22 protein-coding genes are annotated in these 24,508 nt (G+C 54.4%); 10 read left to right on the forward strand and 12 right to left on the reverse strand.

Annotated elements, in window-relative coordinates; genetic code table 11:
• Positions 1-66 precede the first annotated feature (66 nt).
• The 4 genes from ACTJKE_RS19575 (at position 67) to ACTJKE_RS19590 (ending at position 6,318) form a co-directional block, all read left to right on the forward strand.
• Entirely contained in the window at positions 67-882 is an 816-nt protein-coding gene (locus ACTJKE_RS19575; protein WP_234941893.1) for a metallophosphoesterase, read from the forward strand.
• An 812-nt stretch (positions 883-1,694) separates the two neighbouring features.
• Positions 1,695-4,616 carry a DNA methyltransferase gene (locus ACTJKE_RS19580; protein ID WP_440692150.1) on the forward strand — a complete coding sequence of 974 codons (2,922 nt, stop codon included), beginning with the start codon at positions 1,695-1,697 and terminating at the stop codon, positions 4,614-4,616.
• Positions 4,617-4,901: 285 nt separating this feature from the next.
• Positions 4,902-5,555, forward strand: a complete 654-nt coding sequence (locus ACTJKE_RS19585; RefSeq protein WP_209790906.1) for a thermonuclease family protein — start codon at positions 4,902-4,904, stop codon at positions 5,553-5,555.
• A 208-nt stretch (positions 5,556-5,763) separates the two neighbouring features.
• On the forward strand, positions 5,764-6,318 hold the full coding sequence (locus ACTJKE_RS19590) for a hypothetical protein (protein WP_209790907.1): 555 nt from the start codon (positions 5,764-5,766) through the stop codon (positions 6,316-6,318).
• A gap of 667 nt (positions 6,319-6,985) precedes the next feature.
• Here ACTJKE_RS19590 and ACTJKE_RS19595 read toward each other — a convergent pair.
• The 3 genes from ACTJKE_RS19595 to ACTJKE_RS19605 are packed head-to-tail and all read right to left on the reverse strand — an operon-like array spanning position 6,986 to position 10,316.
• A complete protein-coding gene (locus ACTJKE_RS19595) occupies positions 6,986-7,852 on the reverse strand; it encodes a plasmid partitioning protein RepB C-terminal domain-containing protein (protein WP_209790908.1) in 867 nt (288 codons plus the stop codon).
• A gap of 11 nt (positions 7,853-7,863) precedes the next feature.
• Positions 7,864-8,739 (reverse strand): plasmid partitioning protein RepB C-terminal domain-containing protein, encoded by an 876-nt coding sequence (locus tag ACTJKE_RS19600; protein WP_209790909.1) that lies wholly within the window; start codon positions 8,737-8,739, stop codon positions 7,864-7,866.
• Complete coding sequence (locus ACTJKE_RS19605; protein WP_209791125.1) at positions 8,739-10,316, reverse strand: recombinase family protein; 1,578 nt, start codon at positions 10,314-10,316, stop codon at positions 8,739-8,741. The genes ACTJKE_RS19600 and ACTJKE_RS19605 overlap by 1 nt, the downstream gene beginning before the upstream one ends.
• A gap of 69 nt (positions 10,317-10,385) precedes the next feature.
• Between ACTJKE_RS19605 and ACTJKE_RS19610 the strand changes: the two genes are divergently transcribed.
• Positions 10,386-10,727 carry a hypothetical protein gene (locus ACTJKE_RS19610; protein ID WP_209790910.1) on the forward strand — a complete coding sequence of 114 codons (342 nt, stop codon included), beginning with the start codon at positions 10,386-10,388 and terminating at the stop codon, positions 10,725-10,727.
• A gap of 535 nt (positions 10,728-11,262) precedes the next feature.
• On the opposite strand, the gene ACTJKE_RS19615 is transcribed toward ACTJKE_RS19610, so the two are convergent.
• Positions 11,263-11,586 carry a hypothetical protein gene (locus ACTJKE_RS19615; protein ID WP_440692154.1) on the reverse strand — a complete coding sequence of 108 codons (324 nt, stop codon included), beginning with the start codon at positions 11,584-11,586 and terminating at the stop codon, positions 11,263-11,265.
• A gap of 846 nt (positions 11,587-12,432) precedes the next feature.
• Here ACTJKE_RS19615 and ACTJKE_RS19620 point away from each other — a divergent pair.
• The gene (locus ACTJKE_RS19620) at positions 12,433-13,080 is read left to right on the forward strand and encodes a hypothetical protein (RefSeq protein ID WP_209790912.1); all 648 of its coding nucleotides are present in this window, start codon (positions 12,433-12,435) and stop codon (positions 13,078-13,080) included.
• Between the two features lie 376 nt (positions 13,081-13,456).
• The gene (locus tag ACTJKE_RS19625) at positions 13,457-13,795 is read left to right on the forward strand and encodes an HNH endonuclease (protein WP_412728390.1); all 339 of its coding nucleotides are present in this window, start codon (positions 13,457-13,459) and stop codon (positions 13,793-13,795) included.
• On the opposite strand, the gene ACTJKE_RS19630 is transcribed toward ACTJKE_RS19625, so the two are convergent.
• Positions 13,768-14,808, reverse strand: a complete 1,041-nt coding sequence (locus ACTJKE_RS19630; protein ID WP_440692156.1) for a competence protein CoiA — start codon at positions 14,806-14,808, stop codon at positions 13,768-13,770. The genes ACTJKE_RS19625 and ACTJKE_RS19630 overlap by 28 nt on opposite strands.
• A gap of 51 nt (positions 14,809-14,859) precedes the next feature.
• Entirely contained in the window at positions 14,860-15,402 is a 543-nt protein-coding gene (locus ACTJKE_RS19635; protein ID WP_209790915.1) for a hypothetical protein, read from the reverse strand.
• A 578-nt stretch (positions 15,403-15,980) separates the two neighbouring features.
• Here ACTJKE_RS19635 and ACTJKE_RS19640 point away from each other — a divergent pair.
• Positions 15,981-16,502 carry a hypothetical protein gene (locus ACTJKE_RS19640; RefSeq protein ID WP_209790916.1) on the forward strand — a complete coding sequence of 174 codons (522 nt, stop codon included), beginning with the start codon at positions 15,981-15,983 and terminating at the stop codon, positions 16,500-16,502.
• Between the two features lie 112 nt (positions 16,503-16,614).
• Here the strand turns inward: ACTJKE_RS19640 and ACTJKE_RS19645 are convergent, their stop codons facing one another.
• Entirely contained in the window at positions 16,615-16,761 is a 147-nt protein-coding gene (locus ACTJKE_RS19645; protein ID WP_234941894.1) for a peptidoglycan-binding domain-containing protein, read from the reverse strand.
• 342 nt (positions 16,762-17,103) lie between these two features.
• On the opposite strand from ACTJKE_RS19645, the gene ACTJKE_RS19650 reads away from it, so the two are divergent.
• On the forward strand, positions 17,104-17,940 hold the full coding sequence (locus ACTJKE_RS19650; RefSeq protein ID WP_440692159.1) for a hypothetical protein: 837 nt from the start codon (positions 17,104-17,106) through the stop codon (positions 17,938-17,940).
• Complete coding sequence (locus tag ACTJKE_RS19655; RefSeq protein WP_209790918.1) at positions 17,886-18,620, forward strand: thermonuclease family protein; 735 nt, start codon at positions 17,886-17,888, stop codon at positions 18,618-18,620. Before ACTJKE_RS19650 ends, ACTJKE_RS19655 begins: the two co-directional genes overlap by 55 nt.
• A 1-nt stretch (position 18,621) precedes the next feature.
• Here ACTJKE_RS19655 and ACTJKE_RS19660 read toward each other — a convergent pair whose 3' ends face one another.
• From ACTJKE_RS19660 to ACTJKE_RS19680, 5 genes are all read right to left on the reverse strand, one after another.
• Positions 18,622-19,653 carry an OmpA family protein gene (locus tag ACTJKE_RS19660; RefSeq protein WP_209790919.1) on the reverse strand — a complete coding sequence of 344 codons (1,032 nt, stop codon included), beginning with the start codon at positions 19,651-19,653 and terminating at the stop codon, positions 18,622-18,624.
• Positions 19,647-21,119, reverse strand: coding sequence for a hypothetical protein (locus ACTJKE_RS19665; RefSeq protein WP_209790920.1), 1,473 nt, complete (start codon positions 21,117-21,119; stop codon positions 19,647-19,649). The genes ACTJKE_RS19660 and ACTJKE_RS19665 overlap by 7 nt, the downstream gene beginning before the upstream one ends.
• Positions 21,119-21,937 carry a hypothetical protein gene (locus ACTJKE_RS19670; protein WP_209790921.1) on the reverse strand — a complete coding sequence of 273 codons (819 nt, stop codon included), beginning with the start codon at positions 21,935-21,937 and terminating at the stop codon, positions 21,119-21,121. The genes ACTJKE_RS19665 and ACTJKE_RS19670 overlap by 1 nt, the downstream gene beginning before the upstream one ends.
• Positions 21,938-23,371 carry a hypothetical protein gene (locus ACTJKE_RS19675; RefSeq protein ID WP_440692162.1) on the reverse strand — a complete coding sequence of 478 codons (1,434 nt, stop codon included), beginning with the start codon at positions 23,369-23,371 and terminating at the stop codon, positions 21,938-21,940. It lies immediately after the preceding gene.
• Between the two features lie 420 nt (positions 23,372-23,791).
• Positions 23,792-24,505 (reverse strand): hypothetical protein, encoded by a 714-nt coding sequence (locus ACTJKE_RS19680; protein WP_440692164.1) that lies wholly within the window; start codon positions 24,503-24,505, stop codon positions 23,792-23,794.
• Positions 24,506-24,508 lie beyond the last annotated feature (3 nt).

Raw genomic sequence — 24,508 nt, forward strand, 5'->3', positions numbered from 1 at the left:
AGGGACGGTCGGTGCTGACCATTTTTCACCGGTCTCTCTCCCTTTGTCCCCTTTCTCCGGAAGGAAATGACCTTGAAGGCTTGGATCGTCAGCGACATGCACGTCAACAATTCCGAACTTGCTCGGAATTCCCTTGAAGTCCCGGATGCAGATGTCTGCATCTGCGCGGGTGATGTTTCTGGCATTGTAGAGATGTCGGTGCAATTCGTTCTCCGAAACATCAGCCCTCGGATGCCGGTCGTAATGACTCTAGGCAATCACGAATTTTACGGAGCTACCATAGACGCGGGGCTTAAAACCGCGAGGCGAATGACAAAAGGCACGAACGTCACCGTGCTCGAAAATGAGACCTTCTTTTTTGGAAACGCGCGGATAGTTGGCGCGACGCTGTGGACCGATTTTGAAATCGAACACGGCGTCGAGAGCGAGCTGCCGGTTCCTCAACGGAAGGCCTGCGCAATCAATGTTTGCAAGCACTATATGATGGATTTTCACGCCATATTTCGCTCGGATTGGCCCGAACGCGGGATTCCCGGGCTTGTCACTCCCAAGGAGTTAATCGAGCGCCACATAAAAAGTCGCACCTTCATCGCCAGCGAACTGGCCGATAAATTCGATGGGCCTACCGTGGTCCTATCACATCACGCACCGCTGCCTCGATCACTACATCCTCAGTTCAAGGGGCATCCAAGCAATGGCGCATTCGCTTCCGACCTTTCTGCGATAATCGAGCAGGGCAAACCCGACCTTTGGGTGCATGGCCATGTGCATCACTTCCTCGACTATCGAGAAGGCACCACGCGCGTCATCTGCAATCCGCGAGGATACGAGCGTGAACGCGCTCACACCAGCTTTATCTCCGGTTTGGTGGTCGATATCTAATCTCGGGAGCCAGGCAGCCCAGACCTGAAACAATACTCCCTTAGAACGGCCGCGATTGCTCGGGCGTCGTCCATTGTCATACAGCTATAACCGTCTCCGTTTTGTCGCACCTCTTCAAGAAGTTGTGCCGCAACGCGATTTATATCGTCCTCTACCTCCCGCATCTTCGCTTGCGATCCAATAGTTCGTATCTTTGACATGGTCGGCTTAACCCAATCACTCCTGTTTAAAGGATTGGGGCGGTTTTCCTGCGCGTCAAGCTACCAACAATGCAGCGCCCACATTTTGCCTGAGCGCGTTCTCTGCATGCTCGAACCGGCCACCAGGTGCAAACTGGCTCGTACGGAATGGAAAAAGCCGCCCGGCCTCGGCCGCACCGCTTTCGACCCAAGGCGCAGATATGTTGAGACCGATGAAATTTCCGAACCCGTTAGACGGGGAAAAGATCGGTCCTGGAAGAAGTCTTAGCAACCCAGTTATTGAGCGGGTCGTCTTTGCTGAAACCCGATTCATCATCGTCAGGCTCAAGTTTCGAGGGGATAACGCAACCAAAGAGAGTGATTGTGGGCTCTAAATGCGGCGCGGGCTGAGGCCATGGAGGGCAAACAACCCGTCCTCGCGCCGAGGCTTTTGGGCGGCCACAATGTCAGCGTGTTCTGCCAGCCCATCTTCTTAGCCCAATTGCAGGCTTGGGATGCAAGGCCGATCAATGCTGTGCCCAAATCTATCGTGGATTGTTAGCGATTTCCCTTTACTTTTGCGCCACCAAGCGGCTGCTCAAACGTCGCCTAATGTGCATGGGATGGAAATGCGTGTCTAAAGTCGTCGACGATCTTAAATCCTTTCAAGCATATGTCGCGTTACTCGATGGGGACGAAAAGGGCGAAGCTCAGGTCTTTTGCGACAGACTATTCAAGGCATTTGGTCATGATGGATATAAAGAAGCAGGAGCTTTCCTAGAGTTTAGGATTAAAAAAAGATCGAGCAAGGGCACCAGTTTTGCCGATTTGATCTGGAAGCCCCGTCTTCTCCTAGAGATGAAAAAGCGAGGAGAGAAGCTCCAACTTCATTATTACCAAGCGTTCAATTATTGGCTAAACGCCGTTCCGAACAGGCCACGCTACGTGGTTCTCTGCAATTTTGATGAATTCTGGATTTATGACTTCGACCGTCAGCTCGACGAGCCGGTTGATCGGATTGCGGTCTCCGAACTTCCCGTCCGCTATACTGCCCTGAATTTCTTATTCCCTGAAGATCGACAACCGATTTTCAACAACGACCGGGAAGCGGTATCTCGTCGGGCGGCTGACCAAACAGCGGAACTCTTCCGGAGCTTAGTAGGAAGACCTCAAAAGCCGATTCCCCGACATGAGGCGCAGCGCTTCGTGCTACAGCTAGTGGTTGCCATGTTCGCCGAGGACATCGACATGCTTCCGGCTGGTACAGTTACATCGATCATTCGCGACTGCCTTAAGCACGGCATGTCCTCTTATGACCTGCTTGGTGGGCTTTTCCGTCAGATGAATGACCCCAAACCGGCGAAAGGTGGCCGCTTTGTCGGCGTTCCCTACTTCAACGGCGGACTGTTCGCAGAAGTCGAGGCAATCGACCTTGCGCCGGGGGAGATGGCGCTTATAGGCGGTGAGGAAGGTGTGGCCACAAAAGACTGGTCCAAGGTCAATCCCGCGATCTTCGGCACGCTCTTTCAACAAAGCATGGACGAAAAGCTCCGGCATCAGCACGGTCGCCACTTCACGTCCGAGGCCGACATTCAGCGCGTCATTGGACCCTGCATCGTTCGCCCATGGCAGGCGAGGATTGACGCCGCTAAGAACCGCCAAGAGCTTTTGGCGCTGCGGCGAGAACTATCAGAGTATCGCGTTCTGGACCCGGCGTGCGGAAGTGGAAATTTTCTCTATGTGGCATTCCGCGAACTGGCACGCCTCGATATTCAGCTCATGATGCGCCTGAAGCTGATGATCAGCAGAAAAGATTTTCTGAACCAAGCGAAGTTGCTGAGTGTAATCAGCCCACGTCAGTTTTTCGGAATGGACAATGATCCCTTCGGCGTCGAGCTGGCCAAAGTGACTCTGATGCTCGCCAAAAAGCTTGCGTTGGACGAGGCAGTAGAGACCTTCGCAGAAGGAGAAGGCGAGTTTCAGCGGGGAACGAAGGAATTCGCCTTTCACAACGAGGAGGCACTGCCCCTCGACAATCTCGACAACAACCTCCTTCTCGGCGACGCGCTGTTTATGGAATGGCCGGACGCCGAAGTAATCGTCGGCAACCCACCTTATCAGAGCAAGAACAAGCTTCAGGCGGAACTTGGCCCTGCATACTTGCACAAGCTCCGCGAGCGTCACCCGGAGGTGGATGGTCGCGCAGACTATTGCGTTTACTGGTATCGTCTGGCGCATGATCGCCTGAAGGACGGACAGCACGCAGGGTTGGTCGGGACGAACACTATTCGACAGAACTACAGCCGCCATAGCGGCCTGGACTATATCGTCGGGAACGGCGGAACGATCACCGAGGCCGTCTCAAGCATGATCTGGCCGGGTAAGGCAGTCGTTCATGTGTCCATCGCCAACTGGATGAAAGGGGACGCTCCAGGGCCGAAGCGGCTATATATCCAGGAGGGGAATATCATTAACTCCGGCTGGCGCTTTGCCGACCTCGACCGTATTCCCTCCTCGCTTTCATTCGCACTCGATGTCACTAAGGCCATACCGCTTATCACCAATACACGCGGCGGCTGCCATCAGGGGCAGACCCACGGCCACGAGGGTTTCTTAGTCGCCAAGGAAACGGCAGAGGCGCTGTTGAAAAAGAAGCCCGCTTACTCGGCGGTCCTGAAGCCGTTTATGATCTCCGACGACCTGATGGGCGAACAAGGCGGAAAGCCATCCAGATACGTGATTGACTTCACCGGCCTTGAGCTACTGGAGGCCAGGGAGTTCCCAGAGCTATTTTCTCAGGTTGAGACAAGCGTTCTTCCTGATCGCATCAAGGCTGCTAAGAAGGAGGCCGAGCGGAACAAGGAGCTTCTGGATGATAATCCCAAGGCAAAGGTAAACCGCCACCACGAAGGCTTTCTAAAACGCTGGTGGCAAATGTCCTATGCACGCGCCGATATGATTTCAGAGATTACCGAACTTCCACGATATATCGCATGCGGGAGGGTCACGAAGCGCCCGATTTTCGAGTTCGTCTCACCGAGCATTCGACCCAACGACGCTCTAACGGTGTTTTCTCACGCGGACGACTACACGTTCGGAATTCTCCAGTCGTCGGTTCATTGGCTTTGGTTTGTGGAACGATGCTCCACCATCAAAAGCGATCCCCGGTACACGTCCAACACGGTCTTCGATAGCTTCCCGTGGCCTCAAGCGCCGACCGGCCGCGCCATCTCGGACGTAGCGGCGGCGAGCGTACATCTGCGTGATGAACGTCGCCGCCTGCTCGCCAAACATAATATCACCCTTCGCGAACTCTACAGGTCCATAGAACTGCCGGGCGATCATCCGTTGAAAGTTGCGACGGCCACGCTGGACGACGCAGTACGGAAAGCATACGGGATGGCGAAAAAGCAAGACCCGCTGCAGTTCCTACTTGATCTCAATCTCGACTTGGCAAAGCTCGAAACTGACGGCAAGGCGATCATCTCCCCCGGTTTGCCGCCCTTTGTAAAGAAGCCCGCCCAATTTGTTACAGCAGACTGCATCCAACCATAGATGCCGAATTCTAGGCCGTTGGGCCGATGGCAGGCCGGAAGATCGCCTTGATTAATGTAGCACAATTTTAGCAATTCTTGGCAAACGGAGCAGGCTTCGGCGAACCCAACGCATTTAAACATCAAGAAAACCGAGAGCCCGCGCCTTCGACAGCGCCGGGCTATCCCGACCCAACCTGCGGATTCTGTGAAAAATCACGCCCAAAAATCCACAACAGAAATGCTCATTCCAATATGTCTGGCATCCAACGTATTCTGCGCCTTCGAATCGGCAGCGGAATCTGCAATGAAACCCTTACTCGGCTTGTTTGTTCTTATGCTTACCGGAGGCATTGCCGACGCAGCACCTTCGTTGCGCGTGGTGGACGGCGATACCTTGGAACTCAGTGGCGTAGTCTATCGCCTACATGGCATCGATGCGCCGGAAGCCGGTCAAAAATGTACGAAGCCCGACGGAAAATCCTGGGCTTGCGGAAAAGTTGCCATTTCAGTTCTCGAAGAACTCGTCCTTGGCCAGGATGTCCGTTGTGATGATCGCGGCCAGGATGACTATGGCCGGACAATCGGTGTCTGCACGGTTGGAACCCGGGATATCAACGCAAGGATGGTCGTCACCGGCAACGCCTGGGCCTTCCGCAAATACTCGGCCGACTATGCCGATCTCGAAGACAAGGCTCATCAGGACCATGTCGGCGTATGGCAGGCCGACACGCAGCCTCCTTGGGAATATCGGGCAGAGAAGTGGGCAGTGGCCCAACAAGAGTCGCCCAACGGGTGCCCGATCAAGGGGAACATTTCAGAAAACGGCCATATCTACCATGCCCCATGGTCCCCTTGGTATACGAAGACGAAGGTCAGCGTCGATAAGGGAGAGCATTGGTTTTGCTCGGAAGCCGATGCGATCAAGGCCGGTTGGCGGGCTCCCTACTGGGGAAGATGAGTTGAGGGCGTTTCGGCAACGAACGTGCGCGGAGACACGGTGAAGATTGCCGACAGCATAAAGGTCGGAGAAACGATCATCCGCGCGAACCGGTCTTAGTTGACGGGAGCCATGGCCAGATGTTCGGGCGACACGGAACAATGCGGCTGCTGCATCTACTGCGAGTGCGGCCTGATTCTCCTACATCAACAGCTCGAACACCATCTCAATGACGCTGGGGGACGCCGTGGGCGAGGCAAAGCGTAAGCTGGAAGAAGCGAGGACGTCATTCCTTGCGGAACTGGAAAAATGGTCGTTCCCGCCAACGGAGTGGGAAGCGCATACGGTCGCTGAAATCAGCCAGCTTCCCGTCGTAAAGGTCACCCGCTATCCCGACGAACACTTGGCATATATGCGGATGCCACCGCGAGAGTGCCACGCCAACGCTCGCTTCATGCAGGACAACGATCCGGACAAGCAGTTGCGGCAGGTCACCGGCTGGTGGCCGCAAGACGGACAATACGTCTTACATTCCGTCGTCGATCAACACGGCGAATACGTTTGCGTGACCCCTGCACCGATGTATGTCGGCCGCACGTTCGATTTCATACCGGACGAAAAGATCGAGTGGCGTGATGAAGGTGACTTCCACACGGCATATCGGGACGGGATTGAAATCGGGCCTGGCGTTCGTGCCGACCCCGCGAAGACCCTTGCAGAACTCGAAAGTATGCGGCAGCGCCTGCTGTCCGGCATGAATCCGTATCAAGCAGTTAAGCGCTGACCGGCAATCGGGCGGTTCTTGGGGATACGGCGTCTTGATGATTGGCCGACTCCATTGCATTATCCTCGGGCCCTCGACTTTGAGGGGAACCAACGTAAGGAAGAAGAAATGCTGAGGGATAAACCCGGCTGGGTAACCCACCACTAGAATGACGCAGGGTCGAGCGAACCATACGCACGGCCCATCAATCAACATGGAGACCTACGTCTGCGTGACACCGAGCCGATGCGCTCGGGCCGGTTTCGCACTATTTAATTAACCAATGCTGCCTACGGCTATTATGCTGGGCGAGCAGACTTCGCACCTCGCGAAAGTTCGAACCAACATGATCATGCCGCTCTCAACAACCAGGCGAATCTCCGTCATCTTGACAGGGCTCGCACTTACGTTGGCCCCCTTGACTGCTCCTCTCGCTAACGAACGCGCTTCTACTGAGCGGAGTATGGCCGACTTTATCGGCGACCATCCTGATTGCATGGAATTCAGCGACGGCTGTTCCATATGCGCCATCGCAGACGGGCAAGCCAATTGCTCCACGCCAACGATTGCTTGCATCAAGAAGTCCTACGCATGCACCCGACGCGTGGGTGATTGATCGCGCCGCGAGTTGGCGGCGAACGCAAGGTAGTATTCGGCCACCCTGCGTTCACTGCAACCCACAGCCGATCTACGCCGCCTTACGAAGGTCAGCGATCTTTTGAAACTCGGAAAGGATATCTGGGAAGAACTGCGCCAAATAGCGCACCACGCGTGCGTTACCAAGTAGGCGGGTGAGATGACCAGTAACCAGGACGAGATCAAGGTGATCCGCGCCGTAATCCTGCTCGATGGTCTTGAATTCGCGGTCGAGGGTCGCGGCCTCATGCTCCATCATGGCAATTTGGCTTTCGCTCAGTCCACCGATCTTCTTCTTCGGACGCACGAGCAAGACGTCCGGCGTCGCGGCGACCAAGGACTGAGCATAGGTTATCGTGAACTTATTCATTGCAATCATCAGCTGAGCGGCCTCGATTTGGCGCATCGACTTCATCTTTTTCAACTGACCGATGGTATTGATCGGAACGTGTTTGTCCTTAAGCATCTCAATAGCTTCCGGACAAATCCCGTCCAACAAACTCTTCTTGTGGCGAATGCTGGAAATATTGACGTTTAGCGCACGCGCAAGACGCTCCTCCGGCACCCCCTTCTCAATCGCGTTGAGGATCATCTTGTGTTCCTGGATCGTCGCCAACCGGCTGATCCGGCGATTGTAAGTGTATGCCTCGTCTTCCGTCGCCACCAGACAGACAACCTCGGTCTCGTTCCTCTTGGCGAGCACGTCGAGTCGGATATGGCCATCAAGTAAGTGGAAAAGGTCGGGTTGCCGTCGGTCGCGGATAACAACCGGGGGCTCGATTATGCCGACTTCCGCTATGGAAGCCGCTATTTGCATATATTTGACGGACTTAAGCACGGACGCGGTGAGTTGCTTCAGCGGAAGAATCTCAGCAATCGGTATTCGGAGACTTGTGCTCTCAAAGGAAAACTGGACCATTTTGCACACACCTATCTCTGAAGTCTTTTTGCCACGGCGTCGGGCACTGATGTGAACCCTTCTTCCGCGAGAATGGCGGTGAACTGATTGTCGGCCAGAAGCTGACGCATGGCCTCCGTTATGAACGTCAGGCGAGCTTTTGCGGTTTCGGCACGGCGTATCAACATACGTTTTCGGTCGGCGTCTTCTTGAAATGCTTTTAGCAAGACCTCCGACGACAGAGGCCGCGACTTGGGCTTGGTAGTGTACTTCAATCCTTTTCCCTGCTGTCGCCGCATCTCAACAATACGCTTGGCGATCAATAGCTTCCTGCCACGGAGAAGCTTCTTTTCGTATGCGGTTTGCAGGGCAGCTTGAATCTCGTGGTCCTCGGCTTCGGCTATCTCCAAAGCAACGCTGAATGGAATCTGACCGGATTCGACCGACCTCAGTAACCTTTCCTCGCCCTTCTCCAGCAACCGGATTACAGCATGGATGTATTCCGCAGATAATCCGATCATCCGGGCAATTTCCGGGACGCTGTAGCCGCGCTCCTTCATCCCGCCAATATCGTGAAGGAGATCGATTGCCCTGTGTTGCCTACGGGCACAGTTCTCGACCAGGCTGGCAACCAGGCAGTCCTCCTCATTCGCGTTGACGACGAGTGCGGGGACCTCGTGCTGTCCCAAGGCCTTGAATGCCTCGAGCCGCCCTTGGCCACACACGAGGTCATAGAATGGCCCTCCGGCCTCCATGCGGCGCGTAACGGTAATCGGACGTTTGAGCCCGATTTGCTCGATGTTCGCGATGATTTCCTTGAAGTGCTTCTTGTTTCGAATACGGGGGTTGAGCACCGTGATTTTGTTTATCGGGATCATCTCGACCTTTTGGGCAGGAATAGCAGCCATTACGCCACCTCCATGAGCGACCTACGAGCCGTCATCGCGTAGAAACGTGAAAGGGATTCACAACGGTATGCATCGAGAGAAAGGCCATTGAATTCGCAGAGCCGCAGAACCGCTTCGTGCATGTCGAGTAACGGCAATAGGTAATAATCGTATGGTTCCGAATTTCCGGGCCCCATCCGAAGCACCACCGTGAGGTCGGGCTTGAGAGCCGTATCAAGTCGCACTTTCCATCGCAGCGCCCCCGCCGATGTTCGAAGGCATCGGACGACAACGAGAGATGCGGTGAACTCCTCATTTATCGTGAGCAGGTCGGTCTCAGGATTCTGCAGCACCGTGCCGCCCGCCGCTTGGAGACCTTGGATTATCTCTTCGAGCAGCTTTGGGTACATTCGGCGCAGTGCCCGGTTGACCTCCAGATAACGGTAGTCGCGATCCGGAGCGAAGCCGACCAAAGCATATGCCCGCAGCAAGCTACCAAACCGATGCGAGTATGAGCTGCTCGACGGGCAGTCATCCGCCTCATCAATTATCAAGCCAGACAAGTAGCCCTGTTTTTCCAACACCTCGGCCAGCTTCTGCAGCATGGCGTCATCTGACAAACGCTCTGCCCGGGCAGCGATGATGGTTCGGGCCCTTTGGAATAGCTCATGGGGTACAATACCTTCGAAAGCACCGTCGGCGCGGACCCATTCCGACTCCGGATTCTTTACGTGGGCTTGCTTGAGCTTAAACGAGGTGCGGCCCCAAACGTTGTTTCCGACGTATTTCTCGTTGATCAGCACCTGATGGACGGCCCCCCGGGACCAGGGGCGATCCAAGTCTGTTAGGGTGCCCTCGGCATTCAGGGCTTCCGCGATTTCGGCTTCGACCCGGTCTTGAACAACAAAGAGATCATAAATCCTTCTCACGACGAGAACCTCACGCTCCGGCCCTGGAACGAGAATGACCCTATCGGTGGCGATACTCTTGTGTTCACCGCGCGAAAGTTCGGACTTGGGGTTGCCGTGTTGGTCGATGAGTTGGCGGCGCAGGCCAAAACCGGGGACGCCGCCCTGCCTGTAGCCTAAGCGAATAAGGTTGGCCTGACCGTTGAACACTTTGACAGAGAGTTCGCGACTGTACTCGCCAGCCATCGCCCGCTTGACCGTTTTGATGATCGACGAACCCATGCTGCCATCATTCTCGAATTGCTCCGCGCAGTAGTGAACAAGAATTCCTTGGCGCTTGCAGCGAAGCTCAATTTCGGCGGCTTCGTCGGGGTCCTGGAATCGTCCCCAGCGGCTCACATCGTAGACGAGCACGGCTTTATAATCAGCCTGCGCCCCTTCCACATCGGAAAGCAGGCTTTGAAGAGCATCTCGCCCCACCAGCCGTAGTCCGCTTTTGCCTTCGTCTGCGTAGGTGCGGACAATTTCGAAGCCGGTTTTCTCGGCGTATCGGCGGATTACGGCGATCTGGTTGTCAGTCGAATACTTCTGATGCTCGGTCGACATCCGAACATAAGCAGCAGCTCGAATCTGAGGTCGTTCGGCGGATGACTTTCCATCACTCGCCTTCTGGCTCCAATCGATGACCATCACATGTCAACAATTCCATTTACGGATTATGGCCGGGGCGACGGCAGTATAGACCTAGGAGGCAGAACAATGGTTCCGAATAAGGGCACAATTGTTCCGACACGAGAGCACTACGCCATCGAGATTTCACAGGCGCTGAAGGAAGACATCGGAATAAACCCGGCCGCGACCAAGACAATCATGCGTTGGACCGGGGCAAGTGATCGAGCGGTTAAGTATTGGCTCAATGGAGAGAGGGAGCCGGGAGGCTGGCACTTGGTACAGCTCGCAAGGAACTCCGACGCGGTGCTGCACGCTTTCCTGCATATGGCCGGGCGTGACCTATTCGAAGTATCGATTGAGCTGAATGCCGCCCAAGTATCACTCGCGCGTGCGGCGGCCATCATCAGCGCTCTGGCCCCACGTCGCTGAGCACTTCGTGGCTAGCGGTGAAATAGAGGCTTGGTAGGCTCCTGCTTTGGGTAGCGGAGAGCGGTCGCCAGGATGGCTCGTGACGAGCTTTCCGAACCCGGCCTCCTGCCTACCCAAGTCGCTTCAAGGTTACGCCGCCTCGTCTACAACCATAACAGGGTTACATGTTAAAGCGTTGATAGAAACCATGCTGTAACGAAGAAGCAGAAAGCAATCACCCATGTTGCGCTCAGAGCCTTTGCCTCTCGCTTTCTGTGGGTGAAGAAATAATTGAGATACCGCCCCTGCTTGTCCATTAGAGGCAAGTCTTTCAATGCAATTTACCCGATCAGGACGATAAAGAGAGATGCCGATACCAAGGCACTGATTCCAAACACACTCGTAAAGAAGCCATTTGGACCAACCATTTCTTGCATCTCTTTGCTCTCCGCTGTTCAAGTCGCCTTTGGACCGCGCCGTTCCAGCATATCGCTGTTTAACGGGAGGTCATCGCCCGTTAAGGCGTCCAGATCGCGATCTGCGGCGTGGCGGGAAACTAGGATATGGCTTCGGCGTACCGACGCAGGGCCATTCCTGCAAACAGCATAACCATCATCATCGCGTAGGTGGTGATGAAGAGGACCCGGAAGAAGTTTGCGAGAGGGGAAATTTTCACCCCAGATAGCTGACTAACAGGCACCCCACGCGGCTTCGTCACCCGCAGTCCCAGTAAACTGACTATAACGGCAACAAAAAGCTCGGCGAGATATGGGTCCATCCAGTCCGGGACTCTTACAAAGCCCCAATTGAATGCAAATGCGCAATTAGCTGAAAGCAATATCATAGGTGCCGCGAAGCAAAACAATTTTGCGTATTTCATATGTGACCACTTTCCCGCTTGGTGTGCCCAAGAGGCACGATGACGTATACCAGTGGTTGAGTATAGTAGCTCGATTGAGTGAATTGACGGGTGAGCTTCAGACTCGGCAAACTCGCGGCGAAAGCAGGGCGGCCGAGGAATAAAGCTCACCCGGCCACAAACGGGCACCTCCGATGATTGCCAATTTCGCCAAGGGCGCGGTTGTGGTCGGCATCTGCGCTCTCCTTGCCGGATGCTTGCCAGGGGAGTGCGACCGCCCCCTGCCTCCGCTACTGCGCGATTTATCGGCTGTCGACGAAGGGGATGTGTGGAGCCCCGGATGCGGACTTTCCGCAGGGAAGAAACAGGCTTTTTCGCCGGAGCTTACAAGGCGCTTGCAGGTGCTGTTCCCGCCCAACATTGTTGCAGCCGCTGTAGAACGAGACCTGTTGTCGATGGGATTCAAGGTCGTTTCACCATGTCCCAACGTTCCGAGCGCTCGTCTAGCCCAGTTTCTCCAAAAAGGGTGTCCGTTCCCGATGGACGCCAGGCTAACGTGGCACCGAACTGAGGACGGAAAAGTGGCCGGGCTTAGCGGCCACGTCTTTTACAAACCCACCGGCGAATACCGCTGATTTCCGCGCCTTCGGTCTTTACGCCGCCCTCCGCTCTTGTCCCCCTCAGATGGCGGCATGAACACGACTGTCACCGCTCTTGTGCCGCACCGTGGGCAGTGAACCGCCTATCTCGGCGCGACGCATTAGAACGGCATGTCGGCGCTCTTTAATCGTCCGCAATTTAGCATTGCCTTAATCTAGATACGATAAGAACGCACTCATTGTTGTCCGGGATATCGATGTAAACATTGTGATCGGAACACATCTTAATCTTAAATATAATCGACGTGAGGCAGAGAAGCGCTTTGCCCGGGTTTATGCAACGGCCCCAGGTGACCGATGCATTTATTGCGGTATGCCTAATGACGGCAAATTCGACCACCAGCCGCCGGTCTATATTCTTCACCGGTTTGCCAACGGCGGTCTCGTTACCAAGAAACAGATTCAGGAGCATTTCGGCCAGTGTAAGCTTGTCCCATGTTGCACGATTTGTAACATGGGACTCGGTGCCTACCATGGCTTGAGCGATACCGAGCGACGAGCAGAAATCGTGAACTGGTTTCTCGAAGATGAGCGATTTCCTGAAGACAAATTGGTACTCGCTCTCGGATGTCGGCTCATCGAGGAGCGATTGCAGGGAAAGCGCGACAACGAGATTTACGAATTCCCTGGCGTTGGTCGCATCATCTATACGAATGCCTTGATGGGCCTGATTGACGGCGACTTTCGGGGTCCCGAGGATTTTCCTGATTGGTTAAAGCTTGCGCAATCAGAACTTGCGGATTGGCTTCGAGCCGCGCCCAAGCGCAAGGCTCGATATTTTCTCGATATGGCCAAATTGGAAAGCTACGAACTCTTGCCGCACGCCAGAAGCGATCCTCGCGGCCAGTTCGAATGATTGGTCGGTAGCCCCACCTGCGTCGCGGGCGGTGATGGCCTCTGGAGCGGTCCTGGTTGACAATCTGGCTAACCCATTTACCTTGAGATTGGACGGAGGCAAGACGTACTGCTTGCTTGGGGTTGGTTGAAGACCCGTCAGCGTTGCGCAGATAAGGCGCTCGTATCGTTCAAAGACTGCGGAGTGACGCATTTGTATGCGTCGTCTTGTGCGAGGAATATCCTCCCAACTGAGGGGCGGCTCTTAAGTCGCTGCACGTCCGCTTCAGCAATGAAGCAACGGACGTGGACTCATGAAACCAAACAGCCGAATACGAAATCTCAGACGTAAGGCAGCGGAGAGCCAAGGGTGGCAATGCTACTACTGCCAGCTGCCCATGTGGGAGACCGATCCAAAAAATTTCAGCGCACGCTTTCGAATATCAGACCGGGCCGTCTTTCTCTTCCGGTGCACTGCAGAGCATTTGGAGGCTCGGTGTGACGGAGGGCGCGATATCGAAGAGAACATCGTCGCCGCTTGTCATTACTGCAACAGAACTCGGCACCGACCGAAGCGGCCGAAAGATGCAGCGTCCTATGCCAGCTTTGTTCGATCCAGGATGAAGCAAGGTCGATGGCATCCCGTCAGGTTAGCTCATCAGACGCCTGAGGCCGACACATTGCAACAAATTCAGCCGATGTGGTGCTGTTACATGCCAAGCTCACCGGGTGAATAAACAGCCCATTCGGGTTGATCTCCCATCTCTTCTTCGATTGCCTGCTTCCAGTCCGGGGTTATCTGAATTGGAAACGAACTTACGATTTCCTCCGAATGACGGGCCTCGATTTCAAAAAATTCCCCGACAATGCTGTCGCATCGGTAGCACCCATTGCTCATGTACTGTCGTTCTTGGGTCTTGCTGAAACGCTTTTTCAAGCGACCCATCTTGGAGTCCCGAGGCAGGTGGCTGAGGACCTCATTCAAGAGTGCGGGGTATTCCCCCAATTGCGGGACCGAGAAGGTGCTCGTATGGGGACCGAACACGACGTCAACTCCCGTGACTATTTTCGTCTTCACACGGCATGTCTTTTTCCAGCACTCGATCTCCCCAACCCGGATATGAGCAACCGCCCCGCCCTGAGAAGGTATCCCAAACCGGAACCGGCCACCAAATACTGCGTCAAGGAACGCCTCGACAGACAACTCCTGGGAATAAGCCACGCGGGCGGAATACGTCCCATCGACTTCGAGAATCTGCGCGGCGGGCAGAGCTTCAGTCGTTGGAAAGCCAGGCTTCTTAAGCAGCCAAAGGCAGCGAATTCCGGATTGCCTGTATCGTTCCTGCCTTCTCATTGTCTCGTCATTGGTTTGGGATGACCATTGGATTTCGATTGCCACCCGGGCGTTGTTCTTTTGCACCAAGACGTCGGCTATCCATGTCTCACCGGACGGAGTAGCCCCTGCAACCTCGGTCTTTGCGTCCCATCCGTGCTTACGAGCAACCTCAACGGCAATCTGCTTCAGTCGCAGGTGAACTTCTGTTTCCGGCGCTGTCGTACAATCACCAACCGTTTTGTGCACGAAATGCTGTGTTCCCCGATGTCTCCGTAAAGTCACCTCCGCCGGACAACAGGGCATCCGAAGCGAACGGCATTTGCGGTTGTGCTCAATCAGCGTCTGCCATGCCTCCGGAGACAAATCGAACGCATAGAGATCAGCACCAGTCTCATCAACGCATCGCAGGGACATTGCAATCTCTCGCGGTTTACCGTGAATGCGCCCCGTTGGCGGATTTTTATGCTAGTCGCGGTTCCAAAGATCGGCGGTTATCCGCGCATCGTATGTTCCCAGCGGAGCAAGCTCGGTGTACCGTACTCTATCTGATGGAAGGACTGGTATCGATCTGCGGTGCCTTATCAGCGAAACCTCGCCAAAGTAGGCTGAATAGCTACTCTCCTCGGGCCGCATCGGGACCGCTATCCACGCCGGGCAGGCATTCCATCGTTGCGCTAAGCCGTCAACGGCCTCCCAGATGATTGCGGTTATTTCGTCCTGGGATTTGCCTTGGGCTTGTAAGGCACGCTTCTCAGCTTCGTTGAGCTTTACGGCGTTGTAACATTCGTTCAAATTTCCATCCGCCCGGAACTCATTTCGAGATTTAACGGAGATAATATATCGTTTCCCGGATAGTTCAGCGATCAAGTCGGCGAAGGGGAAATTGGTTCCCAGGTTTAAATTCCGCACTTCTTTGTATCCGGCTGCCTTCAAACATTCTTCCGCCAGGGTTTCTCCTAAGCGCCCAAGTTTAGATGTTCGTTCTGAGCGCAATATTGACGGCATCATGCATCTCTCCCACTTTTGAAATTCAGCGTAGCGCAATCGTCTCACTTCATCCGTAAAACGTAATATACATTGAGCAACCAGTCAATAGTCTGGTTTATATAGCAAAAAATAGGCGTTTTTTTACTTCGATAAATCTTAAAAGATGATTATATATTTTTATTGTTATTATTATTTTGAATCGCTTTTTGGCTTACTTCCTGGCACGTTAGCAAGCCGGACCCTGCCGCCGACCTATTACACAGAGCGCCTTTATGTCCTGTGAAAGGACACTGAATCTACCCGGCGTCCATTTCGTCGCCGGTCGGGGTGCGGTTGGTTTTTTGAAACCAGAGGGAGACGACAAGAGTGATTGGTACGGGCTCACGATGAAGAAACCGCAACGTCCTTGTGTTCACAGTAAGGTTGCACCGGTTCCTCGATCTTCTTTCCCAAAGGGCCAAAGTGATTGGCAATCAGGCCGACTGGCGCGTGACCATGAACACGTATGTCGACATCGCAGTAATGTTTGTCGACATACGATTGACGGGCGCTCTTGGAGTGCGTATATTGGCCATACTGCTAATTTAGGGGGTGAAAACATGCCGGAAGATAGAACCGTTAAACTGACATTTCGCCTGGATGCCGATGTCCATAATGCAATCTCTACTTTGGCATCGAAAGCGGGCTTTGAAACGAACTCGTTTATTCAACAAATACTCACAAACTACGCCATCGAATATGGTGGGATGGCTGACACAAACATCAAGAGACTCCTCGCATCCCAGGAAATAATAAACTTGACGGTTAGTCTTGCCAGAAAACTATACGGCGAGGGAAAATTCGATGAAAATTTCGTCCTGAAGGTTTTCCAGCACGCGATGGATGACCCTCAGTTTCTTGCGAAATATGAGCGAGCCATCGACGGCAAAGCGTATGATGTGGGCGTACCTGGAAAGACGCCTCTGAACATGTACCTTGGATGGTACATTAAAAATGCTGTTGGCGCAGAACCACAACTTCATACCGACGGCAAACCTCGGCGCGTGCAAGTGAAGAATGAGCCTATTCAAAGCTATACGCTTTTGAAGGAAGGCAGCGGTCCACACCACCAGCATTTTTGATGAGTAGCTTGGGGGCTCGGCACGCTGAGCCTCCGGACGTATTATGCAGTGCAGCCTGCTCGGCTCGATCCGAACGCAAATCAATGCGATTTTGGCCCGATGGTTCCGTCCGTCAATTGGCCGTGATATTTAAAGCATTGAGCACTTGTGGCGTAATCGTACCGGTGACCTTTAAACCGTAGTCCTCCTGCATCTTCGCCAGCGCCACTTTCGATTGGGGTCCAATTTTACCGTCGATGACGCCCTTGGTAATAGCCATAGAGGCTCAGGGCGTTTTGAACTTGAATGACGATTTGCCGAAACTTATCGGAATTCCCTGGAAGAACCTTCGTTTCCTGCGTTTGCGGAACTGGAGGATAATAATTCGGGTCGGAATCCGTTGAGCTTGTATCGGGCAGCGCCTGATACGTGTCGGCTTGATTAGTGTTCGGCACCAACTGATACGTGTCGGGTTAGGCTTGATAAATCCGTCGTGTCGGTATGACCGGCGTCGGGTCATATAGCGGCAGATTTCGCGTGACGTGCAGCCAGTTATGCGAGAGAGCTGCGAGTCATAATTGCTTTTGAGACCTTACAATAGAATACACAGACCCCGATATTTTTGGATACCCAAAATGCCAAAATCTCCCTGGCTCGCACTGGTTGCTGCAGTGCCAATGATTGTTTACGCGACGGTTGCCAGTTCGTCTCCCTTCGCAATGACCTTTTCGGCCACCAGGTTTCGATCTCTCCATCTGGCGACCAATTTAAACTTGAGATTGATGAACGCGAAGTTCTTCGCAACTATTACCTCGACCTCGATGAAATTTACGTCATTAATGGCACACCTACCGTGGTGGGAACATCGTCGGGGGGCGGAAACGCATGCGAAGGGGCTCCATTTATTGTTTCCTTTCCGCGAAACGAATCCCCTCGTCTCGATGGGCCGTTGGACACTTGTTTTGGTGTCAAAGTGGAAGCGTCTGATATCGCCTTGACGTTATCGACCGCTCCCACTCCGAATGAACCCGGCAAACGGTGGACATGGACGCCGTCTGACGGCATCAAAGAAGCGGAGAACGCAGCTTTTGTTGCCGACGTATCGAAAGGGTGGCCTCAACTACGGGAGCGAACCGCCTCTCACCCCGCAGACCTGCTCGGCTATGCAGAGCTGAACGCCGAGATAACTCGATTGGCAGGACCCGACGCTAAGCTGGTGAATGACATCTTGATGGGTGTTGGCTCCGGCAAATATGATGGCGATCTTTTTGTGGGCACCTCTTGTTCCCGCCACATGTGCCTAGACCAAGAAGCCATCGTCATCGCGGATATCCCTCACAAAACCATGTACCTCGCTTGGAAGCCGTCCGGGCAGAAGATTAAGGTGAATCCGGAGGTCAAGTCATGGCCGGAGAGGCCAAGAGCAGCGCTTCGAAACTGGGCGGCGAAGTGGAAGTGATCATAAACAGCATCGGAGGCCAAGTGAGGGCTTTAATCTTCGGGTCGCTCATTGTCGGGCTATATACGTCTGCGCTCCAAGCATCTTCGAGCATCAGAGTCGTCGACGGCGACACCGTGGAGGTTTCCGGCGTCGTCTATCGTCTTCACGGTATCGACGCTCCCGAGGCAGGACAAAAATGCAATTCTGCAAATGGAAAAGCTTGGGCTTGCGGGCAGGAAGCGATAGCAGCGATGGAAGCTCTTGTTCTTGGCAAGGACGTCTCGTGCGACAATCGTGGCCAAGATGGTTACGGTCGGACCATCGGTGTTTGCAAGATTGGGTCCACGAACCTCAATGCCGCCATGGTCCAGACCGGACACGCATGGGCGTTCCGCAAATATTCAGAGGACTACGCGGACCTGGAAGAAATCGCTCATCAGAACCACGTTGGCATCTGGCAGGCGGAGACCGAAGCGCCTTGGGATTATCGCGCCCATAAATGGGACGTTGCAAAGCAGGCCGCGCCCGACGGTTGCCCGATCAAGGGCAACATTTCAGGCAACGGTCACATCTACCACGCGCCCTGGTCACCTTGGTACGGGCGCACGAAGGTCAGTATCAAACAGGGCGAGCGCTGGTTCTGCACCGAGAAGGAAGCCGTAGAAGCCGGATGGAGAGCGCCCTTTTGGGGGCGCTGACTTACGGGGTTACAGTCGCATTGCGACTGCGGATGCGGATTTCGATACGGCGGCGGGATTTCACATCGCCCGCTTGCCCAGTTGTTAGGATATCTCCTGGGAGCACCAGCTGAGCGGCTGACATCGGCAGTATTGTGGCGTTCTTGAGCTTGCCGTCAGCCTTCAAGACATTCGCCACTGCGATTGCCCGCGCCAGGCCAAGGCCAGCATTGTCGGCAGGTAGAACACTCGAAATGGGCTTCTTGCCAGCGAGCACGTCAATAAAGCTCTGATCGAGGTTCGAGGTACCACGTGAGATTGGCTGTTCGTCGGTATGGCCGATGACTTCGATAACATCGACATCGTATGTCTGCAGACTCGTTGCTATCTTGTTCGAAATCGGCCCCCGAAGCTTTTCGTCGAAAGGACCCGCCAACTCCGCACTTCCGGATTGGAAGTAGTATCCTTCGGCTTCGCTCAGATTGATGATGGGCGGCCACTCATGCGGTTTGGATTGAGCCTGTTTCTGCTCATTCTCCAAGAGGGCTTTCAATCGCTCTGCAAGAACTTTGGCGTCTGTGGTCGAGAGACCACTGTCTTTCAAGACAGCCATTGTTTTTTCAAGTTCGTCCGCAGCTTTTTGAAGTGCGGCCATCTTCTCAGCCGTGACGCCTTCTTTCTTCAAAAGCTGGAGTTCGGTATTGGCATCGACAAGATCGCGCCATTCCTTTTCGAATTTGGCACGATCAGCTGGAATGAGACTGACAGACCGGAGCTGGTTCTCCAGTGCAGCGAGCTTGTCCCTCAGTTCCTTCGCGGCCTTTTCAGCCTGTTTGTCCTTTGTTTTGAGGGAAGCGACCTCAACCTTTGATTTGAGCAGATCATCCTGGGCAAGCCGAGTTTTAGCTCGTTCAGCATTGATGATCGCCGCCGCCACGAGGAGAAGGCAGAAGACCAGCAACAGCATGGACTCGGCCATCGTCAGGCCAAGGATCAGTCCGCGATTGTATCCCTTATGCTCCAGCTTCGTGGCCGGTTCCGCGTAGTCTACCATCTCCAAAGCTTCCTCGGTTCAGGCTGCTCGTCCGCCGCCTGGGACGTTTCCGCCGTCTGCACATCCGACGCTAGGAATGCAGGCTCCGAAGGCGGAGTTTGGACCGATGGATGGCCGTCGAGGATGATGGGATCACCCTTTGGCTCTGTCACAGCCTCGATCATTGTGCTCGTTGCGTTTCCAGGCGCTGCAAATGGCGTCGCCTGGAAAAGATCAGGGGCGTCATGCCGCTGGGCCGTGCTCTTGGTGCTCTTTTCCAGCGTCGTCGTCGCGTCGCCGATTTTAGCGGATGCCTTATCCAAAAGATCAACTGCGCTTCCGACCCTTTTCGCAATCCCGTTCAACGGCTTGAGTGCGAGATCGATTTTATCACCGACACCTTCGAACACTTTGAGCGAGGCTTCGATCTTGGCAGGTACCTGATCCATGGCCTGGTATCCCGCACGCATTGCTTCGGGGAGCTTGTCCAACGGTTTCAGGGATGCGTCCAAACGTTCCGGGAGCCGATCCAGCGGAAGCAAGGCCTGGGTCATTCGGTCGGCCTGCTCTCTCGTATTCGCGGCCGTTTCATCAAGCCGTTTTGACTGTAGTGCTGCCATATCGGCAATGGCAGAAAGAACGGGAGCCAGTTCGACCTTAATCACGTCCTCTGGAAGGCGCATAGCCGCCAGCCGCTCGCCAGCGGCCTCGACCTGCCCGCCGAAGGACGCAATGATACCAGTCAGGCTTTTTGACGTCTCGTTGAGCTTAGCAAGGGCAGCTTCGGCCAGTTCGTTGTTGGCCTTGACGCGATCTTCGACGATCTTGTTGTTGGCATCCATGATGACGGCCAGCTTTTCCGCAGCTTCCTGGATCGGACGTATTGCCTCCCTGGAAACGGCCTCGATAGCCTTCTGGACCGCTTCGCCGCTCTTCTCGGCCTGACGAGCGATTTCCTCAAAACCCTCGGAAAGCATCTCGCTGCTCGTGCGACGATAGCTGGAGAACTCGCGGGCCGATGAATCGAGTTCGGTTCTCACCCGCCGTGTCATCTCGGCGAGTTCGTGGCGAACGCTTCGCTCGATATCCAGTGGGTCGCGGCGCATCTGATTGAACAGAATGCGCAGCGTAATGCCGACGATTGTCGACGTGACCGCGATACCGAAGTTTCGGACGATGTCGTCGATGGATGCCTCACCGGAAAACCTGTAAAGCGAAACGCCGAGACTTGAGAGGGTATAAAGAAACCCCATGTAATAGAGGTTGTCCCCCGCCTGCTCGTTGTGAAGCCTCAGGCCGTTGGCGACAAAGGAGAGCCCGAAGTAAAAAAGCATGAGGCAGATCGGGACCGCCGTGACCACATAGGTATTCCATTCCAACGTCTTGGCCGTCCAAATGAATGCCATGCCGCCGAAAGTCAGGGCGGCGAAGACGAAAATCGGCCCCTTGTGACGGACGAACGCCTGCAGTTGCTCCCGGGTAGCCATTAGTTCATCCCTTCCAGCCGGGTGAATCGCTTCATCTCTCCGTCGTTGCCCCTGATCCAAGCGGTCCAGAACTCGGCGATTTGCATCGAGTCAAATTTCAACCCAGGTCTCTGGAACTCCAAAAGTCGGATTTCCGTCCCGTTGAGCGCGGTACGAAACTGGTCGCGAGCTGGAGATTTTTGGAATTTCTGGAAGTCAGCTCCGTCTGCGTACATTGAAAATGCGCTGGTGTGCTCGATCAGGTCCGAGGCAACGACCATTTCTTTTGGGATGTCGCGATACTTCGGGGAACCAAAAATGTTCAAGTTGATGTTCTGGATGCCCGCCATGATCGGCGACTGTTTGCCTCCAGTCCCATTGCCGATCTCCCCTGCGATCTCATCCAACGGTTTCTGAAAGCCCTTTTCCCACCGCTCCCTTGCCAGGCGTTTATTCCCGGTGATGTCGTCTTCACTTGATCCGTCCCCAGGGTTGCAGCCGCTGAAGGTCTGGCCAAGCTCGCCTTGCTCATCCGTCAGCGCATACACCTCGATGAGACCGCCCTCGGGGACTGATTTGACGATATCTTGGAACTGATTGCGCAGATCGAGCGCCGTGACATCGGAAATAGGGTCGGTGACATCAAGAAGTACCGCCGTGATCGCCTTCGGACCGGTCTCGGGGCACATCGTTACTTTGTCCAACTTCGGCTTGGAATTGGCCTCTGCCTGGAACCAGAAAAATGCGCCCACCAACCCTATAGAACAAAGGCCAAACAGGATCGTCCCGATAATCAGCCCGGTATTGCTTTCTGAGCTACTTTGTCTGCGTCTGGCCATTTATGTCCCCGGGAAAATAGTATCGAGCTGGTGATAACGGTCGATGGCAACTGAATATGCCTCCCCAATCCGTTTCACCTGTTCTGTCAGCTCTTGTTGATGTTTGTTGATTTCGACAGCGAGTTCCTGATCGTTCCATTCTTCATGCACGTGAGGCACAGCATTCAACCGGTCCATATTGTAAGTCGTTCCGAAATACTTTGGCTCCGGGCTCGTCCGTGATTTTCGGTTCGCTTCACGATAGATGGTCAAAAGCGAGTTGGCGGCCTGCTCAAGCTGGTTTTGATGTCCGTTGAACAACGAGATCACACGAGCGCGGTGGGCAATCGTTGCCTGGAAATCTTGACGGCGGTTGCTAAGCTCCCGGATGATATCGTTGACCTTGTTGTTATGGTCGTTACGGATGTCGGTAAGATTTTCGATCAGCTGATCTTTCCGGCTCCTGTAGCGAGTACGCTTTACGTTGCGCTGCTTCTCTGTCGATGCAAAGCCGGGGTATGGATCAGTCATCAGGCAGGCGTCAACGAAGGCCACAATTGAGAACAGGAGGCCAAGCCCGAGAAGCAACCATGATTTCAGGTCAGCCAACCCGGCAGGATTCGTTCGCAATCGTTCCATAACTGCGGTGCTAGCGCCTTCAAAACTCACCTCAGCGATTTCACGGTAGTGCGCGAGCGCCAGGTTGATGCCGACAGCAACGACGACATACGCCGCGAAGGTGAGATAGCCGCCTAACTTGAACACGATGGACCGATGCGCGAGAAGTTTGGAACAGGCAAGTCCGAGTGCGAGTGCATACCCGATGTTTACGACGGCAAAGACAAACGCTTCGATGATGCCCCCGACCAGACCCTGCGAACTGCCTTCCCCAAGAAAGTTGCCGTTCATCACGGTTTCGATCAGGACCAGGAAGACGATAACCGAAACCTTGAATGCCCACATTTCCGGGCTGGTGATTTTCGCGGCACGTTCCAGATTGTGTTTTTGCTTGAATTTAACGAGCTGGTTTTCGGCGACAATCATATCGTCGCGAAGGACGTGAAGCTCGTCCTCGCCTCTGACCGCCTCTGCCTTGAAGTCGGAGAGGCTACTTGCGTTTGCGCTGCGTATGAGACTGAACTGTCCCTGGAAATCCAGGCTCTTCAAACGGTCAGAGAAATGATCGAACCGATCTTCCAGAAGTTGATAGGAAGCCTTTTTCTCGGCTTCGACCTTTGCCACGATCCGTTGCTCTGTATCATCGAGCGCGCGGGCAGATTTTGGCGGCTGGTTCGCGGAGCCGCTCTCGGTTCCACGCTCCACAAGTTCGAGGGTTCGGCTGACCTTCTCGACTTCGATAATCGGAAAAACATCGGTCGTAGACCGAAAATCATGATTGGACTCTCGAACTGTTTCCCAGAGCCGATTCAGTGCTTCAAATCGAGGAGTGGCCATGTTTTCCAGAACTATTGTGGTTACCACAGGTTATAGGTAGCAAGTGAGTACCGCATAGATTGTTCGGGGTCCAGAATATGGTTTCGAAAGGGTTAACTGAGATGAAAGCGGCGTCCCTAGCAGTTTCGACCCGTTCAGAACCGCGTAGCAGAGCCCTCTGGCCGACGCACTGGAGCCAGCTGATCCCATCTTGATAATCGACCTCGGGAGGAGCCGACTTCTCCATGTTGGAGGGTGTAGGTTACCTATCGGTTCCGTCGGGTGCTGACGTGAAGGACGTGACCGAGGAAATCCGGGCAGCGCTTCGTCCTGTTTGAGCCTAACTCGCGGTAATTTCAAACGTCGCAATTGCCGGTTTTCGGGCCTTGGCGTCCAATAACATTCGTTATCGGACCCCAGAAAAATGCGCCAGTAGGTCTCCTATATGCCCGCCAACAGTCTCGTAACGATGTCAGCATCTGGGCCATAACCCTGACCGTTTTCGAGATCAGTGAAAACTCCGACCACGTTGGGAAACGGCCTGAAAAGCGTGAGGGTGTCTACCATAGGTCCACCGGACAGCCCGCTTGGTACAGGGGCTGCCTGGATTCGGGTGCTTGAAAAGCTGTTCTTGTTCCGGCGCTTCGTGTATCTGACTGCCACATACCCGGTCCCCGCTGCTGCGGATAGACGCTGATCGGTGTGAATTAATGGGGCTGGCGCAAGCCTGGCACCATGCCGGTTGAAATCTCTCGCGAGGTAGCCGCCGATAGTGATGAACGTCGGTAAGGGACGGGGCAACGCGATGCTCGATAGGCTGAGCTGGGGCTTCGTTGCCAGTTCATCAGCGTAGAACGCGGCGATGTCATGGACCTTATTCTGTAGGATCGTTCGGCTGGAACCATCAATGAAATGAAGCTGACCGTTCCAATGAAAGCTCTTTTCCCCCGGGTCCTCAGAAAATGACCGTCCGTAGAGAGTGTGCATAGCCGTGACAACTACGGGTCTTTCGTTGTGCGACACAAGAAAACCAGTACCTACCTGATTTACAATGTTCGGTCGATGCGAGTGCGGCGCATAAATAGCGACTAGGGATGGCTGAATGCGAAGCTGAAAGGCGCGGGCGATGAGCGGAAATGGTGATTGGATTGCCATGGA

This window comes from Ensifer sp. 22521, from assembly GCF_052044795.1.
Classification (GTDB): Bacteria; Pseudomonadota; Alphaproteobacteria; order Rhizobiales; family Rhizobiaceae; genus Ensifer.